14 protein-coding genes and 1 tRNA gene are annotated in these 15,101 nt (G+C 62.4%); 8 read left to right on the top strand and 7 right to left on the bottom strand.

The genetic code is table 11. From position 1 onward, the window contains the following. Positions 1–436 precede the first annotated feature (436 nt). The 4 genes from C9E81_RS20955 to pdxH form a co-directional block, all read right to left on the bottom strand. A tRNA-Pro gene (locus C9E81_RS20955) sits at positions 437–513 on the bottom strand. A gap of 166 nt (positions 514–679) precedes the next feature. Beyond that, positions 680–1,042: a DUF192 domain-containing protein gene (locus C9E81_RS23445; protein WP_279432728.1), complete on the bottom strand. Its 363-nt coding sequence runs from the start codon at positions 1,040–1,042 to the stop codon at positions 680–682. A gap of 142 nt (positions 1,043–1,184) precedes the next feature. Then, complete coding sequence (locus tag C9E81_RS20945; protein WP_122114313.1) at positions 1,185–1,790, bottom strand: cold-shock protein; 606 nt, start codon at positions 1,788–1,790, stop codon at positions 1,185–1,187. Between the two features lie 181 nt (positions 1,791–1,971). After that, a complete protein-coding gene (gene pdxH, locus C9E81_RS20940) occupies positions 1,972–2,583 on the bottom strand; it encodes a pyridoxamine 5'-phosphate oxidase (protein ID WP_122114312.1) in 612 nt (203 codons plus the stop codon). A 78-nt stretch (positions 2,584–2,661) separates the two neighbouring features. On the opposite strand from pdxH, the gene fabI reads away from it, so the two are divergent. Then, on the top strand, positions 2,662–3,489 hold the full coding sequence (gene fabI / locus C9E81_RS20935; protein ID WP_122114311.1) for an enoyl-ACP reductase FabI: 828 nt from the start codon (positions 2,662–2,664) through the stop codon (positions 3,487–3,489). 167 nt (positions 3,490–3,656) lie between these two features. Here the strand turns inward: fabI and C9E81_RS20930 are convergent, their stop codons facing one another. Further along, positions 3,657–4,925: an acetylornithine deacetylase/succinyl-diaminopimelate desuccinylase family protein gene (locus C9E81_RS20930; RefSeq protein ID WP_122114310.1), complete on the bottom strand. Its 1,269-nt coding sequence runs from the start codon at positions 4,923–4,925 to the stop codon at positions 3,657–3,659. Positions 4,926–5,049: 124 nt separating this feature from the next. Between C9E81_RS20930 and C9E81_RS20925 the strand changes: the two genes are divergently transcribed. Genes C9E81_RS20925 through C9E81_RS20900 form a run of 7 tightly spaced genes read left to right on the top strand, consistent with a single transcriptional unit; the run spans position 5,050 to position 11,928 of the window. Continuing rightward, complete coding sequence (locus C9E81_RS20925) at positions 5,050–6,123, top strand: hypothetical protein (protein WP_122114309.1); 1,074 nt, start codon at positions 5,050–5,052, stop codon at positions 6,121–6,123. Continuing rightward, entirely contained in the window at positions 6,123–6,482 is a 360-nt protein-coding gene (locus C9E81_RS22785) for a hypothetical protein (RefSeq protein ID WP_147457640.1), read from the top strand. The genes C9E81_RS20925 and C9E81_RS22785 overlap by 1 nt, the downstream gene beginning before the upstream one ends. Then, positions 6,460–7,593 carry a hypothetical protein gene (locus C9E81_RS20920; protein ID WP_122114308.1) on the top strand — a complete coding sequence of 378 codons (1,134 nt, stop codon included), beginning with the start codon at positions 6,460–6,462 and terminating at the stop codon, positions 7,591–7,593. Before C9E81_RS22785 ends, C9E81_RS20920 begins: the two co-directional genes overlap by 23 nt. A 48-nt stretch (positions 7,594–7,641) precedes the next feature. Beyond that, positions 7,642–9,567 (top strand): AAA family ATPase, encoded by a 1,926-nt coding sequence (locus tag C9E81_RS20915; protein ID WP_122114307.1) that lies wholly within the window; start codon positions 7,642–7,644, stop codon positions 9,565–9,567. A gap of 21 nt (positions 9,568–9,588) precedes the next feature. Beyond that, complete coding sequence (locus tag C9E81_RS20910) at positions 9,589–10,968, top strand: DUF6638 family protein (RefSeq protein ID WP_208021240.1); 1,380 nt, start codon at positions 9,589–9,591, stop codon at positions 10,966–10,968. Further along, positions 10,965–11,246, top strand: a complete 282-nt coding sequence (locus tag C9E81_RS20905) for a hypothetical protein (protein WP_122114306.1) — start codon at positions 10,965–10,967, stop codon at positions 11,244–11,246. Before C9E81_RS20910 ends, C9E81_RS20905 begins: the two co-directional genes overlap by 4 nt. 10 nt (positions 11,247–11,256) lie before the next feature. Beyond that, entirely contained in the window at positions 11,257–11,928 is a 672-nt protein-coding gene (locus C9E81_RS20900; protein ID WP_122114305.1) for a DUF1523 family protein, read from the top strand. Positions 11,929–12,084: 156 nt separating this feature from the next. Here C9E81_RS20900 and C9E81_RS20895 read toward each other — a convergent pair whose 3' ends face one another. Both C9E81_RS20895 and C9E81_RS20890 read right to left on the bottom strand, forming a co-directional pair. Further along, positions 12,085–13,455 (bottom strand): aspartate aminotransferase family protein, encoded by a 1,371-nt coding sequence (locus C9E81_RS20895; RefSeq protein WP_122114304.1) that lies wholly within the window; start codon positions 13,453–13,455, stop codon positions 12,085–12,087. A gap of 14 nt (positions 13,456–13,469) precedes the next feature. Next, on the bottom strand, positions 13,470–14,930 hold the full coding sequence (locus tag C9E81_RS20890; protein WP_122114303.1) for an NAD-dependent succinate-semialdehyde dehydrogenase: 1,461 nt from the start codon (positions 14,928–14,930) through the stop codon (positions 13,470–13,472). Between the last annotated feature and the right edge of the window lie 171 nt (positions 14,931–15,101).

The raw sequence follows: 15,101 nt of genomic DNA, 5'->3' as shown, positions 1-15,101 counted from the left end.
CATGCTGCGCTTCCTTCCTGATGCTTGTGACTGCTTCACACAGACCACGTTCTATCATCAGCTCGAGGCGCAGCACCTACCGGAGACCGAGGCTGGAAGTGGAGCGCAAGCCGAATACCCCATCTGACTCTAGTCGGAGGATGGCCTTTCGCGGAAACAGATAGCGCGCGCCAAGAGCCGGCGCGAGAGACCAAGGACCCGGTGCGGATCATCGTACACGAAGGGCACGGGCATAAAGCGGAGGAGTGGGTCGAAGAAGAATGGAAGCCCTTCGATCAGCGCGATGATCTGGAGACTACAGAGTAAGGCGGAATCGGCTGCTAAAACAGCATCCTGTGCACCAAAACAGGAACAAAAATGTAAACTGTGCTGTAAACTACGACTTTCGTGTCGAAATATCCGCTACATTAAGTGGCTGTAATTGTTATCGGAAATGTGGTCGGGGCGGCGAGATTCGAACTCACGACCTACGGTACCCAAAACCGTCGCGCTACCAGGCTGCGCTACGCCCCGACGAGCGCGCTTGTAGCCGATCAGGCCGGCGGGGGGAAGGGCAATAGCGCCGGGATATTCGTCCGAATTACGCGAATATCGAATACCGTGCTGCTTTTCGCGACTTCCGGAATACAGGGCCCTGACTTCGAACGTGGATCCGGCAGCCACTTTTGCGGAGAATGCCTTAACCGCAAGGCCAGGCCGCCTTGGCCTGATCAAGTTGCGAGGTTGCCATGGGTTGTCCGGGCGCCAATCCAAGACGGGAGGCTTCGCCTCCGCCGATCTCGAGGATCAATTGCCGTTCGGGGCGCGGATCCCCGATGGTGGCGCCGGGGATCGGTGTTTCGTCCATAGGGCGCGCATTCGGGTGGATGTGGCGAATCGTCCCGGATTCATCCATGAAAATCAGGTCGAGCGGGATGAACGTGTTCCGCATCCAGAACGAGACCTGCCGCGGAGCGTCATAGACGAACAGCATGCCGCTACCTGCGGGCAGATCATCGCGATACATCAAGCCCCGCTCCCGCTCTGCGGGGCTGTCTGCGATCTCGATCTTGAATTCGACGATCCCGCGCGGAGTCAGGATCGCTGCCTGATTGTCCGTGCACTCAAAGACGGCCTCCGCCGCTGCTGGCGAACAAAATGCCAGCGCGGCGATACCGGCCCTTATCGATTGCCGTAGGGCAGTCCTACTCCGCGGCACGCGACAAGACCCAGTCCCGCACATTGTCAGTGTTATGTGCAGGATCGGGGAAACGCTCGACATTGGCGGGTTGAATCGCCTTGTCCCAGCTTGTGACCTGAGCGGCCATCAGTCCCCGGGGGCCTTCGACTACGCGTAGTCCGATCGCCTCACCCAGGACCAGGTCGGAAAAACCCGAATGCCGCAGCACCTCGATATGGATGAACACATCGTCGGAGTGACCGAAGATATTGGCAAAGCCGAAGCCCTTCGCCTTGTCGAACCATTTCACCCGCGCTGGTTGCAGGGGCAGCGAGTCAAGCTGTCGAATGATGTCGGCGTCGAGATCTTCGATGGGTGGGCTACCGTCGCCTTCTGGCGGGTGAACCTCTAGGATCTCCACGGCTTGCAGGCCGCGGGTGGTCGACTGGACCTGAACCACGACGCGCGAATGATCTGCCACGGAACTGCGTCCGAAATTGCGAAGCACATTGGCGTGTAAAAGGATGTCGGCACCACCGGCATCATTCAGAATAAAACCATATCCCTTTGCCGGATCGAACCATTTGACCAAGCCGGAAACTACCATATTCTCCATATCGTCCGTCTTCATATTTTGCACCGTTTCCGCGACTTAAGCGGGATTGTCGCACGGCTACCAATTGCGTGCAACATGTATGAATTACAAACCACGGCCCCGGGGTCAGCCAGTTCCCGGTCCCGAAGCCACGTTTCTGCACCTTTCGGCAGAAAACCGCCCTTCATATTTCGCTCTTACGCCTTTCCGGTCAAGCTTAGGGCGACAATCTGGTGATTGTCCAAGCGGTTTCTTGCCTGTGCCAGCAAAAACGGTCATGCAGGCGGAAGGCTCCATCCGCCCAGAATTCGATCTGGCTGGGGAACATACGGAAACCTCCCCAGAAAGGCGGGCGGGACGGATTCGTGCCGTGCCTGAGGCCTTGTTTCGCCGCCTCGGCCATCAGGCTGGCGCGGCTGTCGAGGGGCCGGGACTGGGCCGAGGCCCATGCCCCCAACCTGCTTTGCAGCGCACGGCTGGCATAATAGGCATCGGCTTGTGGCCCGTCTTCACGTGTGACTGTCCCGCGCACCCGTATCTGGCGGCGCAACGATTTCCAGTGCATGACGAAGGCGGCCTTGCTGTTCGCGGCAAGCTGCCGGCCCTTGGCGCTTTCGTAATTGGTGTAGAAAACGAAGGAGCCGTCCAGTCCCTCGCCGTCGATATCCTTCAACAGGACCATGCGGACGTCGGGCAGCCCATCTGCATCGGCCGTCGCAAGCGCGATGGCGTTCGGATCGTTGGGTTCACTGGCCTCGGCTTCGGCCAGCCATCTGCGAATTATGGCAAACGGGTCATCCCCGGCAAAGATTCCTTCACGATCGCCCATCTTCGCCTCCTTGCGCTTGATGCTGCCAGACCTTTGGCCTAAGCACGGAAAGCAATTTGAAACCGCGAGGAACGCCTCATGTCAAGCGAACATGCAAGCGGGCTGATGGCCGGAAAACGGGGCCTGATCATGGGTCTGGCCAATGACAAATCAATCGCATGGGGGATTGCCCGGGCATTGGGCGGCGCGGGAGCCGAGCTTGCCTTCTCCTACCAGGGCGAGGCGCTGAAGAAGCGGGTCGATCCCCTTGCGGCGCAGCTGGGCTCGACGTTGGTGCTGCCATGCGATGTCGGCGAGGGTGCTTCCATCGACGCCCTGTTCGAGCGGCTGGACAAGGAATGGGGCAAGCTGGATTTCCTGGTCCACGCGATCGGCTTTTCCGACAAGGAGCAGTTGCGCGGCCGCTATGCCGAGACGACGCGCGAGAATTTCCTGATGACCATGGATATCTCGGTCTATTCCTTCACCGCCGTCGCCCGGCGTGCCGCAGCGATGATGCCGGACGGGGGCAGCATGCTGACGCTGACCTATTACGGTGCCGAGCGGGTCATGCCGCATTACAACGTGATGGGGGTGGCCAAGGCTGCGTTGGAGGCCAGCGTCCGCTATCTCGCCGAGGATTTCGGCAAGGACGGTATCCGTGTCAACGCGATCTCGGCCGGGCCGATCAAGACGCTCGCGGCCTCGGGGATCGGCGATTTCCGCTATATCATGAAATGGAACGAGCTGAACTCGCCCCTGCGCCGCAATGTCAGCCAGGAGGATGTCGGCAATTCGGCACTGTATCTGCTGTCTGATCTGGGAGCGGGCGTGACGGGTGAGACGCATCACGTCGATGCCGGCTATCACGTCGTCGGCATGAAGGCCGTGGACGCCCCGGATATCGAGACGGTCAAGCGGGACTGATTCCCCGTTTCCACGGTAGAGAGGGGGCTGCCTGCCCCCGCCGCGCGTGCCGCGCGACTCCCCCGGAGGTATTGGGGCAAAGAAGAAGCGGCGTGCCGGGCCTGATGGGTTCAGCCAGATGCAACCTGTCTTGGGCCGGAGGAGAGGTCCCCCGGCATATCGGGCACCTAAGACCCTGTCAGCAGATCCTCCAGCACCAGCGCCATGACCTTGGCGCTGTCGGACATGTCCTGCACGCCGATCCATTCATCCGGCTGATGTGCCAGGTCCAGCACGCCCGGTCCATAGGCGATGCAGTTCTTCAGCTTGCCGATCCGGTCGATATGCTTCTGGTCGTATGTGCCGGGGCTGACGACATAACCGGCCTCGCGCCCCAGGACATCCCGGATTGCGGCGGCGGTCGTGCGCACCACCGGGGCTTCCTTGTCGGTCATCGAGGGGATGACCTCGAAAAGATCGCGGATCTCGTAGCGGAAACTGGGCCGTTGTGCCTTGACCCTTTCCATGAGCGCGGCGATCTCGGCCTTGACCTCGGCCAGATCCTCTTCGATCAGGAAACGGCGGTCGATCACGATGCGGCAGCGGTCGGGCACGCAGGGGGCGGGCAACCCGGTATAGTCCGCCGCCTGTTCCACTGCGCCGCCATGGATCGAGTTGATGTTCAGCGTCGAGGACCGGGCGCCTTCCGGGATCACCGGCATCTCGGTGTGTTTCCCGGCCAGCAGGGGCCATAACGCGGCCTCCATTTCGGCCAGCACGGCGCCCATGTGGCGGACGGCGCAATCGCCCAGGAAGGGCATCGAGCCATGGGCGATGCGGCCATGGGTCTCGATCTCGGCCCACCAGACGCCGCGATGGCCAAGGCAAATCCGGTCCTTGTGCAGCGGCTCGGGGATGATGACGTGATCGACATGGGCGAAGGCGCCCTGTCCGGCCAGATGGGCGACACCGCCATAGCCTCCGGATTCCTCGTCCGCGGTGGCGCTGATCTCGATACTGCCGGCATGGCCGGGATGGGTGGCGACAAAGGCCTCGGCTGCGATGATGCTGGCCGCCAGACCGCCTTTCATGTCGCAGGCGCCGCGGCCATAGATGCGGTCGCCGTCCAGTTCCGCCCCGAAGGGATCGCGGCTCCAGCCATGGCCGACCTCGACCACGTCGTGATGGCTGTTGAAATGCACGCAGTCGCCAGGCCTCGCGCCCTGTCGCCGCGCGATGATGTTCCAGCGGGGGAATTCCTCGCAATCGCCGGGGGAGCCATGGGCGCGCACCAGTTCGCAGCGCCATCCCTGGGGGGACATGCGCGCCTCCAGGTATTCGCAGATGTCGCGGTAATGGCGTCCCGGCGGGTTCAGCGTCGGAATGCGGATCAGGTCCTGCGTCAGCGTGATCAGCTGGTCGCGGCGCTCGTCTATGGCATCTTTCAGGTGACTCATGCGGGTCAGGCTAGGCGCATGGTCAACCGGTGGCAATATGGATCGTTCACTCTTTGCCCATCCCGGACTTGCGCATGGCGGCTGATGGCCTAAGATCCCCTCGAGTTGGATTAGGAGGTTTGGGATGGCATCGCTGGAACAGCAGATTACCGACAGCCAGAAACAGGTGGCAGAGGCGCAGGGCAAGATCGCTGAGATGTCCAGGGTTCTGGACCGCGCCACCGCCAAGGCGGAGGTGGAGGACCTGCCGCTGGATGTGGCCAATGCCACGCTCGCGGATGTTCACGCCCATACCGATGCGATGAATGCCAATATCGCGGAGCTGATCATGGGGCTTGACGATGTGACCTCGGGATTCTCCAGGGATTTCGACGAGCTTCGCAGCAAGACCGGGTGGGAGAAATTCGTGGGCATCTTTGCCAGCGGCAAATCCGAGGCGATGCGGCAGGAACGTCTGCGTGCCGCCAGTATCGACGACAAGCTTCAGGACCTGATCTCGAAATCCGACATGATCACCCGGCTGCTGGAGGGACAACTGGCGCTGCTGAACGAGCAGAAGGACAAGGTCGAGGCGAATCTGGGTCAGACCCTGACCGAGCGCGAAGAGGTGGTCGCGACGCTGGAAAACCTGCGCGAGCGGATCGCGGCGATGGATCCCAAGCTGATCGAGCTGGAAAACAAGGTCGCTTCGACCACCGACGCCTCGGAGCGGACCGGCTACGAGACCGAGCTGGCCAATGCCAACAAGGATCACAACGCGCTGGTGCAGGAAGAGCAGGTCGCGCTGGCCAAGTCGCAGACGCTGGAGCGTTATATCGAGGCGGGCAAGACCTGGGTGGATTCGCTGCAGAACCAGGCGGCGACGCAGATGGTGCTGATCAACAAGCTGCAGACGGATACGCGCCAGCGTGTGGTGCTGTATGACGCTCTGACCAAGTCGCTCAAGACCGCGCAGCAGCAGGACGTGGCGCACCGCATCAACGAGATCGGCGTCAAGACCGACCAGGAGGCGCAGGCCGCCATGGCCGCCATCGGCACCGCCACCAATGACCGCATGGCCGATATGCTGGAGGCCCATGGCGACCACATGGTCTTCGCCCGCAAGGTGCTGGAGGAAAAGGCCAGGGCCGACGAACGCTTTGCCCGCCGCTTCGCCCAGATCGTCGAGAAGCATGACAGCAACCTGTATGGTGGTTGATGACCTTCCAGCAACGAACGAGGCGGGCATTTCTCTGGGGAACGCTGATGATCCTTGCTGGGGGAGTGGTTAACTACATCCTCCAAAAATGGGGGGAAGAGATCATTCCCTATCTGCTTTATCGACCGCTATATGTGATTTCCGGTCTTGTCGCGTTTGCGGGTATTCTATCGATAGTATTCGTGGGCTGTATTCGTCCGATTCATCGCTGGCTTTGGTTAAATGGTTTGAGCCAGTCGCAGCTTCTAAAAAGTAGCCGGGATATGATGGTAACGGGCCCCGGATCGGGGTTCTGGCACTGGTGGCTTCATGTTGATGAGAGCGGGAAGGATCTTGATGGCCGAAACGGACAATCTTGACGCCGACCACCGCCGCCTTGATGACGAGGCAAGCGCGCGCGCCTTTTTCGACCAGACGCGCCGCATCGCCACCGTGCTGCCCGCGGCGCTGGCCGAGATGGTTCGTGACCGGCTGTTCAACCGGATCGAGACGGATGTCATCGGCGGGTATCTTTCGGCGCTAAAGGCCAGCATCGACGCGTTGTCGATGAAATACCTGATCTCGAACCGGATAGACGGGCCGCTCCGGCAGCATGTCACCATCGACATCCATGAATCCGGCCTGCCGGTCTGGTCCGAGATCGCACAGACCGCCGCCGATGCCGCACAGGCAGGCGAGGAACTGGCCCGCACAGCCGATACGCAGCTCATCAAGGACCGGATGATCCGTGAGATCGTCGGCGAATTGTCGATCCCGACCCGGCTGCAATACGCCATGTCGCAGCGGCTGTATTACGAGGCGCTTGCCAAGGGCGGGCTGTTCTGGCCGCAGATGCATCCGCAGGGTTTCTGGCTGTCGGGGCAGGAAGGGGGGAGGCGGCGCTGGCTCTTGCATTGGGCGGTCTATGACAGCCAGCTCAACGTGCCGGTGCTGTATCTGATGGAGGTGGACGATACCGGCCGCCACCCGCTGATCGAGGATGCCAAGCGCTGGCCCGAAGTGCGGGCGCATCTGCTGGCGCAATCGGTCACCTCGCTGCAATTGCTGACCATCGCTCAGGGCTTCGATCACGATTTCGACCGGCTACATCCGCATCGGCTGCGCCGGATCGTGCTTGGCCCGGTCTATTCGCACAGTTTCACCGTGCAGGAAGGGCCGATCCGGCAGGTGCTGGAGAACGCGGGCGCTCCGACCGGCGAGGATTGGGCGATGGCGATGACGGTCGAGGATTTGCGGGCCAAGGGTGCGACGGTCGAATCCAGCGGTTTCTTCAGCGTGGTCGAGCGACAGGTCTTTCACCTCGATCCGTTGGACACCCATGGTGCAGGGCAGGGGGCGAGCAGTGCCACCCGTGCACTGATCCTGCCGCAGCGGCCCTATCAGGCGCTGGCGGCGCTGGACCCGGCGGGCTTCCGCGAGATTCGCAAATACGTGCCGGGACCGAATGGCCGGGTGGCCGGATATCGCTGACACGCATGGCTGACATGTTCAGGCAGACATTGGTTGAGAGAAGATTGAATGGACGCGCGTAACGAAATGGAACTGCCCGAGGCCGAGATCCGGGCTCATTATCCCCAGGCCCTGTCGCTGCTGACCGGGTTTGAGCATGCACCGCGTCTTGGCAAATCCGCCCCCGCTGCACCGGTGGAGCGGTCTCCGGGCATACGCACGACCCGCCGCTTCCGCTCGACCACGCCAGGGCTGGCGGGGCGCTCCACGGCGCGGGCGGAAGGGACCCAGTTGCTTCAGCGGATCGAGGATGCCGGTGGGGATGAATTGCCGACCCCCGCCGCCGCGACCGTAGCCCGCGCCCTGCGCCGTGCCATCGCCATCGCGCTTGCCGTGGCCGACGAGGTGGCGGCGCGGTCGGGGGCGGCCGAATTGAAACGCACCAATCTGGAAAGCCGGCTTCCCGCCGACCGGCACCGCGAATTCGCCGAGTTGCTGGCGGTCGAATCGCTGGCGGCGCTGTCGGTCATGGCCAATGCGGCGGCTTTCCTGCTGGCTGAGCATGCCGGTTCCCATAGCATCGAGGGCATCACCAGCGACGAGGTGTTGACCGACAACCCGCTGGCCGCCCTGCAAGGTGCCCTATGGGAACTGGATCAGAACCTCGCGCGCCACGCAAACGATGACGAAACCCTGATCGCCACCGTGCTGGGCTGGGCCGAGGCGCTGTCCTCCGCCACCGCCTCCCGGGGGGAGACTGCGGCGCGCATCGGCGCATTTACCGGCGCAAGCTGGCGCGTCGAGGCGGATGATCTTCCCATAGCGGGCTTCGCTCCCGCCACGAAATCCCGCGGCCCGGCCCTGACCATGGCCTTCAAGAAACCCGAGGAGGTGATCGGCAACGCCATTGCCAAACATCAGGCGATGCGCTTGGCGCGGATGATCGTCGCCTATGATTTCGAGCGGATGAGCAATCCTTTCGTGGAACTGGGCGGCTTTGTCTTTACCTTCCTTGGCGATGGCCGTCCCGGCACCGGCAAGACCACGCTGATCCAGATGATGGCCGGGATGATCAATGATTACTGCACGGTTGCGGGCTATCCTTTCCGCTATCGCAACCTGTCGGTGGACAATATCGACAGCTATCAGGGCAAATCCGGCCAGAATGCCCGTGCCTTCATCGACGCGGTGATCGACCCCAAGGCGATCGGTTTCGGCACGATCGACGATATCGACCAGATCGCGGGCAAGCGCGGTGACCGGCAATCCTCGTCGGGTCAGCAGGAAATCACCGCCGTGCTGATGGAGGCTTTCGCCGGTGCCTCCACGGTGGTGCGCGGCAATTGCACCTTCGGGATGTTCAGCAACCATGCCGAGAATATCGACGATGCCCTGCGCCAGCGTGCCGCAGCCCGGTTCCTGATCGATGGACCGGTAACGCGGGACGATTATATCGACATTCTCGCCCTGTTGCTGGGCAAGCGCCATCAGATCCCGGTGGGCGATCACGATCTGATGCGGGCGCAGGCGATGCAAAAGGCCGTGGCGGATAGCTATGCCGGCCATTCCCGCCCGGCCGAGGCGGGGCTGGCGCGCGTCTTCGACGAGGTGAGCCGCGATTTCGGCAAGCTGGAGACACTGGCCGAATTGGGCAGTTACCTGCATGCCATCGCCCTGGCCGAGCCGCGTTTCACCGGCCGCGCGGTCAAGAACATCACCGATGCCGTCAAGGCCCGCGCGATGGATTTCGACATGCCCGACGAATGGTTCGAGACGCCCGAACCCTTCCTGCACCAGCCCTATGCACGCAAGCTGGAGATGATCGAGGCCTTGCGCCAGCCGATCACGACAGAGATGGTGGTTCAGGAAATCAACCGCTATGCCGATAGCGAATGGCGCTATTCCGACAGCGCGGACGAGGCTGCCATCGAGGAAACCGTTCGCGGGATGGAGCGGATGGCCGAGGCCAAGCGGCGTTTCGCGGGGGAATCCTGATGTGATAAGAGGCTGCAAGACATGAAACGCCTCATCGAGAAGGGCCTGATGTTCGGCAACCTGATCCGGGTGGATTCGGCGGCCTGGACAGGCCTGTATAACCGCGCATTGAAAAAGCTGATCGGGCGGGAGACCGCCCTGACAGAGTTCCATATCGACATTTCCGGACATTCGCCCGAGATCGGGGACGAGCTTGGCGATATGGACTACCTGGCGCCGAAAGGGGGTAATCGTCATTTCATCCTGCTCACGACCGAGCAGAAGACCGCGCCGATGTTGAATGCCGACCTGTCGGTTCTCCGCGAGGTGTTGCGCCGGTTCATCACCGATAACGAGAGCCAGCTTTTCAGCCTGACCGCCCGCGATGCCGTCATCGGCGAGATTGATGACCAGATCTGGCAGCTGCAAAGCCCTGCCGATCTGCCGGATATCCGCCGCCTCCGGGTCAGTGCCGATACCACCGGCAACCACGTGGCCGAGGCCGACAAGCTGACCGCGATGATCGAGCAATTCCGTTCCGATCCGGATGCCTGGTGGAACGATGTCCTGATCGCCCGGATGATCGGACAGGCGAAGAGATCGGGTGATGTGCTGCGCCACCCGATCCGGCTCGATCACACGGATTTCGAGGTGCCGGATTTCTGGACCGGGCGTTTTGGTGGCGTCTATGTCATCCGTTCCGCGCAGGAGCCGGCGGTGATCTTTGCCGATCCGGCGCAGGAGATCGAGGTAAAGGGGTTTCTGGTGCTGACGATCTCGGACCGTCATGTGCTGGCCGCCTGGTTGGCGCGGAATGCCCTGGCCGAGCCGATCATCAATGCGCGCGGCAGTGACGCCGCGGCGATTCTGCGTCAGAAGATCGATTTTATTCTTGCGGATGCCGCGATCCGGCTTGGCCTCGACACCGGCGGTGGCACAAGGGCGGACCTGCGACGCGCCGCCTCCCGTATGGGAGAGGATTTGCCTGCTGAGATCAGGGGCCTGTCGGCGTTGCAGCGCTATGCCGAACAGGGTGGTGACTGGCCAGTGATCGATAGCGGCGATCCGGCGTATTTCTATGCCCTTCGGGGGAGCGGGGGACCGGCGCGGGATCTGGTCAACCGGCTGCTGTCCGAACTTGCCCCGCATGATGTGCGGCAGATGTTCATCACCCATAAACCGCTTTTCTATCGTCTCTATCAGGACTGGCCGGATACCAAGCGCGCCTATGTCGTGAATATGCTGGCGCGCGAATATGCCATGGACAAGCAGGGCACGCGCGAGGCGTTGTTCGGTCCCGAACCCGATATGGCGGAACCGGAACCCGCCCCGGCCTCCGCCAACCCATGGGGCGTTCCGCGTGTCAGCCTCTCGAAAGGAGTGGCCGGCCCCTGGGGGCGCGCTTCGGGAGGGGCGGGGTGATCAAGTTTTTCCGCCTGATCGTGATCGTTCTGGCGGTCGAGGCGCTGTTCTTTGTTCTGCTGCGCATCTATATCCGCTCACTCCGCTATGAAAAGCTGGAGCGGATCTGGGACGAACGTCATCCCGACTGGGCAGGAGACAATCCGGCGCGGGACGAATTTGTCCGCAAGTCGATGGTCGGGTTCGAAAGATCGCTGAAGGTCCGGCTGACCTGGGCGGTTTTCATCATCCCGACCCTGGCGATCATGGGGATCGTCTATTGGGTAAACTGGCAGTAGGAGCCACCGCATGTATTACGTCAAGGTTGTCATCGGAGTGCTGTTCGGGGTCGCGGTCTTTTTGTTCCTCGACTACGCGCTGCCATCCAAGAACACGGTGCGGATCACCAACACCTATAACCGGCTGACCTCTGTCACTTCGTCCAATGCCATCTTCTATGCTTCGGAAGATACCGGCACGGTCGAGAACGCCTCGGGCCAGCGCGATGTGCGCTTCATCGATACGGTTCGCCCGAATGGCAAGGTCTTTGTCTATCGCAATGAGGATACCGGCTGGATCTGGCCGCCCTATCTCAAATATGACAGCGCCAATCTGCATTCCGAGGCGACCAACCTGAAATCCGGCGCTGGCAATCCGCAATGGGTCAGTATCACCGCCTATGGCTGGCGGATTCCGTGGCTGACCGCCTATCCGAACGCCATCGCCATCGACACGCTGTCCGGCCCCGACGAGCGCCCCCGCAACTGGCCCGCCATGATCATCCTCGGCGTGCTCTTCCTGCTGCTTCTGCTGGCTTGGCGCATGTGGGCGCAGTTCCGGCAACGCACGATCGACCCGGCGATTCAGTCCGTCGATGACAGATGGGATGATGCAACCGACCGCGTGAGCACCGAAACCGCCGAGATACGCGGCCGCTTTAGCCGCTGGCTGGATACTTTCAACGGCAAACCCCGCAAGTGACGGGAAGGGAGGCGATACCCTCCCTTCCTCTTTGCCCAAATATCTTGGGGAGTCGCGTGGCTGGCGCGACGGGACAGAGCCCCGCAGGTTTTTGTTCCTGTACATTTCCGGAAGCGGGACCGGCATCCATTCCCGCTGGAAATGCTTCAGGAAAACTCAGCCCAACACCTCGGCAACCGAGTCCCTGGTGACCGACACGATCTGGTCTGCCTCGGCACGGGTCAGGCAAAGCGGCGGGGCAAAGCCCAGAATATCGCCCTGCGGCATGGCCCGGGCGATCACGCCGCGCTTGAGCATCGCCGCCACGACCTTTGCCCCCTTGCCCTCGGACGCATCGAAGAATTGCCGCTTCTCCTTTTCGGCGACCAGTTCGACCGCGCAAAGCATGCCCTCGCCACGAACCTCGCCGACATTGGGATGATCGCCCAGGGCCTCGCGCATGGTCTGCCAGAAGTAGTTGCCGGTCTCGCCCGCATTCTTCACCAGCCCCAACTCGTCGATCAGCTTCAGATTGGCGATGCCAGCCGCCGCGCCGATGGGATGGGCGGAATAGGTCCAGCCATGTCCGATCACGCCGTTCTCGTCGGTGCCCTGCATCAGCACATCCCACATCCGCTGCCCGACGATACTGGCCGACAGCGGCGCATAGGCCGAGGTCAACCCCTTGGCCGAGGTGATCAGATCCGGCTTCATCCCGTAATGATCCGAGCCGAACATGGTGCCAAGGCGGCCAAAACCTGTCACCACCTCGTCCGAGATCAGCAGGATGTCGTGACGGTCCAGCACTTTCTGGATCGCCGGCCAGTAACCGGCAGGGGGCGGGACAATGCCGCCTGTGCCCAGCACCGGCTCGCCGATGAAGGCGGCGATGGTATCCGCGCCTTCGCGGGCGATCAGTGCTTCCAGTTGCTCGACGCAATGGGCCACGAAATCGGCCTCGGACATGTCCAGCTGGGGGCGTCGATAGTAGTAGGGCGCCTCGGTATGGATCACCTGCGCCAGCGGCAGGTCGAATTTCTTGTGGAACAGCTCCAGCCCGGTCAGCGATCCGGTCATCAGCCCCGACCCGTGATAGCCCCGCCAGCGCGAGATGATCTTCTTCTTCTCGGGACGGCCGAGGATATTGTTGTAATACCAGACCAGCTTGATATTGGTCTCGTTCGCATCCGAGCCGCCAAGCCCGAAATAGACCCGCGCCATGCCCTTGGGCGCGCGGTCCATCACCATCTTGGCCAGCGTGATCGACGCTTCAGAGCCGTGGCCCGCATAGGCGTGGTAATAGGACAGTTCGCGTGCCTGATCGGCGATGGCCTCGGCGATCTCCTTGCGGCCATAGCCGACATTCACGCAGTAAAGCCCCGCGAAACCGTCCAGCAGCCGGGTGCCGTCGCGGTCCTGGATGAATACGCCTTCGCCCCCGGTCACGATGCGCTGCGCGGCCTCTCCACGCGCGAATTGCGCCAGATGGGTCGAGGGATGGAAAAAGCTCTCGCGGTCCCATTCGGCCAGTTTATCGTTCGTCAGCATGTCTTAAGCTCCTTTCATCCCCAATCGCGGCAGATATACTTGATCTCGGTAAAGGCCTCGAGGCCCTGCCGGGCGCCCTCGCGACCAATCCCGGATTGTTTCATTCCCCCGAAAGGGATCGGCGCGCCCGTCACCTTGGTGCGGTTCACCGCGACCATGCCGTATTGCAGCGCCCGCGTCATGCGATAGATGCGACGCGGATCATGGCTGTGGACATAGGCGACCAGCCCGTATTCGGTGGCATTGGCGCGCGCGATCACCTCGGCCTCGTCGTCGAAGGGTGACAGCGCCGCGACCGGGCCGAAGGTTTCCTCGGACATGATCGCCGCCTCGTCCGGAACATCCGCCAGGACGGTAGGACAGAAGAACAGCGGGCCCAGATCCCTGGCCACCTCGCCGCCGGTCAGCAGCCGGGCACCCTTGGAGATCGCGTCCTCGACATGGGCGATCTGCTTGTCCACGGCGCGGTCATGGATCAGCGGGCCGATATCGGGATCCTGCATGCCCTTGCCGATGGTCAGCTTTCCGACGGCCTCGGTAAAACGCTTGCAGAACTCGTCATAGATCGGCCGCTCGATATAGAAACGGTTCGCGCCAAGGCAGTCCTGCCCGGACGTGGCGAATTTCGCCTTGATGCCTTCGGCCACGGCGCGGTCCAGATCGGCGCCCTTGAAGACGATGAAGGGGGCATGGCCGCCAAGCTCCATCACCAGCCGCTTCACAGTATCGGCGGATTGGCGATAGAGCAGCCGCCCGATCTCGGTCGAGCCGGTGAAGGACAGGGCGCGGACACGGGCATCCGCCGTCCATTCGCCGACGATGCTGGCGGCATCGCCTATGATCGTGTTGATGACGCCATCGGGAAAACCGGCGCGCCGCGCCAGTTCCGCCAATGCGAGTGCTGATAGAGGCGTTTCCGCCGATGGGTGAATGACCACCGTGCAGCCCGCGCCAAGTGCGGCGGCGGCCTTACGGGTGATCATCGCGCAGGGGAAATTCCAAGGCGTGATCAGCGCGGCCACGCCCACGGGTTCGCGCCACAGCTCCATCTCGGCATCGGGCAGGTGGCTGGTGACGCCTTCGATATTCGGGCGCAGCGCCTCTTCGGCATAGAATTGCACGAAGCTGGCTGCGTAGTCGATCTCGCCCCGCGCCTCGCTGATCGGCTTGCCCTGTTCGGCGACCATGATCCGGGACAGGTCCTCTTTCGCCTCCATGATCAGATCGTGCCAGCGATGCAGGATCCCGGCGCGGTCCTGGGGTAGCATTGCAGACCAGCCGGGGAAGGTGGTCTGGGCCGCATCGACGGCGGCGCGGGCGCCGGTCGCATCGCTGATCGCCACCTGGGCGACGAGTTCACCCGTCGCCGGATCGCGAACGGCCAAACGGCCTTCGCCGCAGAAATCTCCGCGACCGGGCAGCAGGTCGGGATCGGTTATCCGATCGGCCAGCCGGGAAGACAGATCGTCAAGCATTGCGCACCTCCTTGCTCGACGGGAGTATGACGGCCGGAGGGCAGACGATTTCACCAATCGGGGCGGGGGCGGGCAGAGGAATCCTCTGTTCATGGTGGCGTGGCCCGGAGTTTTCTCCGCCGCTAGCGGAACCGGTAGCTAGCGGATGTGGGGTCGAGGGCGCGCGGTTCC

It is taken from the genome of Paracoccus alkanivorans (assembly GCF_003697785.1).
Lineage (GTDB): Bacteria > Pseudomonadota > Alphaproteobacteria > Rhodobacterales > Rhodobacteraceae > Paracoccus > Paracoccus alkanivorans.
The sequence above is the reverse complement of the archived record's forward strand: the minus strand, read 5'-3'. Positions and strand labels throughout refer to the sequence as shown.

Bases quoted from the DNA above. Each gene is read 5' to 3' on its own strand.
- C9E81_RS20900 (WP_122114305.1), top strand. From the start codon at position 11,257: ATGTATTACGTCAAGGTTGTCATCGGAGTGCTGTTCGGGGTCGCGGTC.
- C9E81_RS20930 (WP_122114310.1), bottom strand. From the start codon at position 4,925: ATGAGTCACCTGAAAGATGCCATAGACGAGCGCCGCGACCAGCTGATC.
- C9E81_RS20945 (WP_122114313.1), bottom strand. From the start codon at position 1,790: ATGAAGACGGACGATATGGAGAATATGGTAGTTTCCGGCTTGGTCAAA.
- C9E81_RS20915 (WP_122114307.1), top strand. From the start codon at position 7,642: ATGGACGCGCGTAACGAAATGGAACTGCCCGAGGCCGAGATCCGGGCT.
- C9E81_RS20925 (WP_122114309.1), top strand. From the start codon at position 5,050: ATGGCATCGCTGGAACAGCAGATTACCGACAGCCAGAAACAGGTGGCA.
- C9E81_RS20890 (WP_122114303.1), bottom strand. From the start codon at position 14,930: ATGCTTGACGATCTGTCTTCCCGGCTGGCCGATCGGATAACCGATCCC.
- C9E81_RS20910 (WP_208021240.1), top strand. From the start codon at position 9,589: ATGAAACGCCTCATCGAGAAGGGCCTGATGTTCGGCAACCTGATCCGG.
- C9E81_RS20920 (WP_122114308.1), top strand. From the start codon at position 6,460: ATGGCCGAAACGGACAATCTTGACGCCGACCACCGCCGCCTTGATGAC.
- fabI (WP_122114311.1), top strand. From the start codon at position 2,662: ATGTCAAGCGAACATGCAAGCGGGCTGATGGCCGGAAAACGGGGCCTG.
- C9E81_RS20895 (WP_122114304.1), bottom strand. From the start codon at position 13,455: ATGCTGACGAACGATAAACTGGCCGAATGGGACCGCGAGAGCTTTTTC.
- C9E81_RS22785 (WP_147457640.1), top strand. From the start codon at position 6,123: ATGACCTTCCAGCAACGAACGAGGCGGGCATTTCTCTGGGGAACGCTG.
- pdxH (WP_122114312.1), bottom strand. From the start codon at position 2,583: ATGGGCGATCGTGAAGGAATCTTTGCCGGGGATGACCCGTTTGCCATA.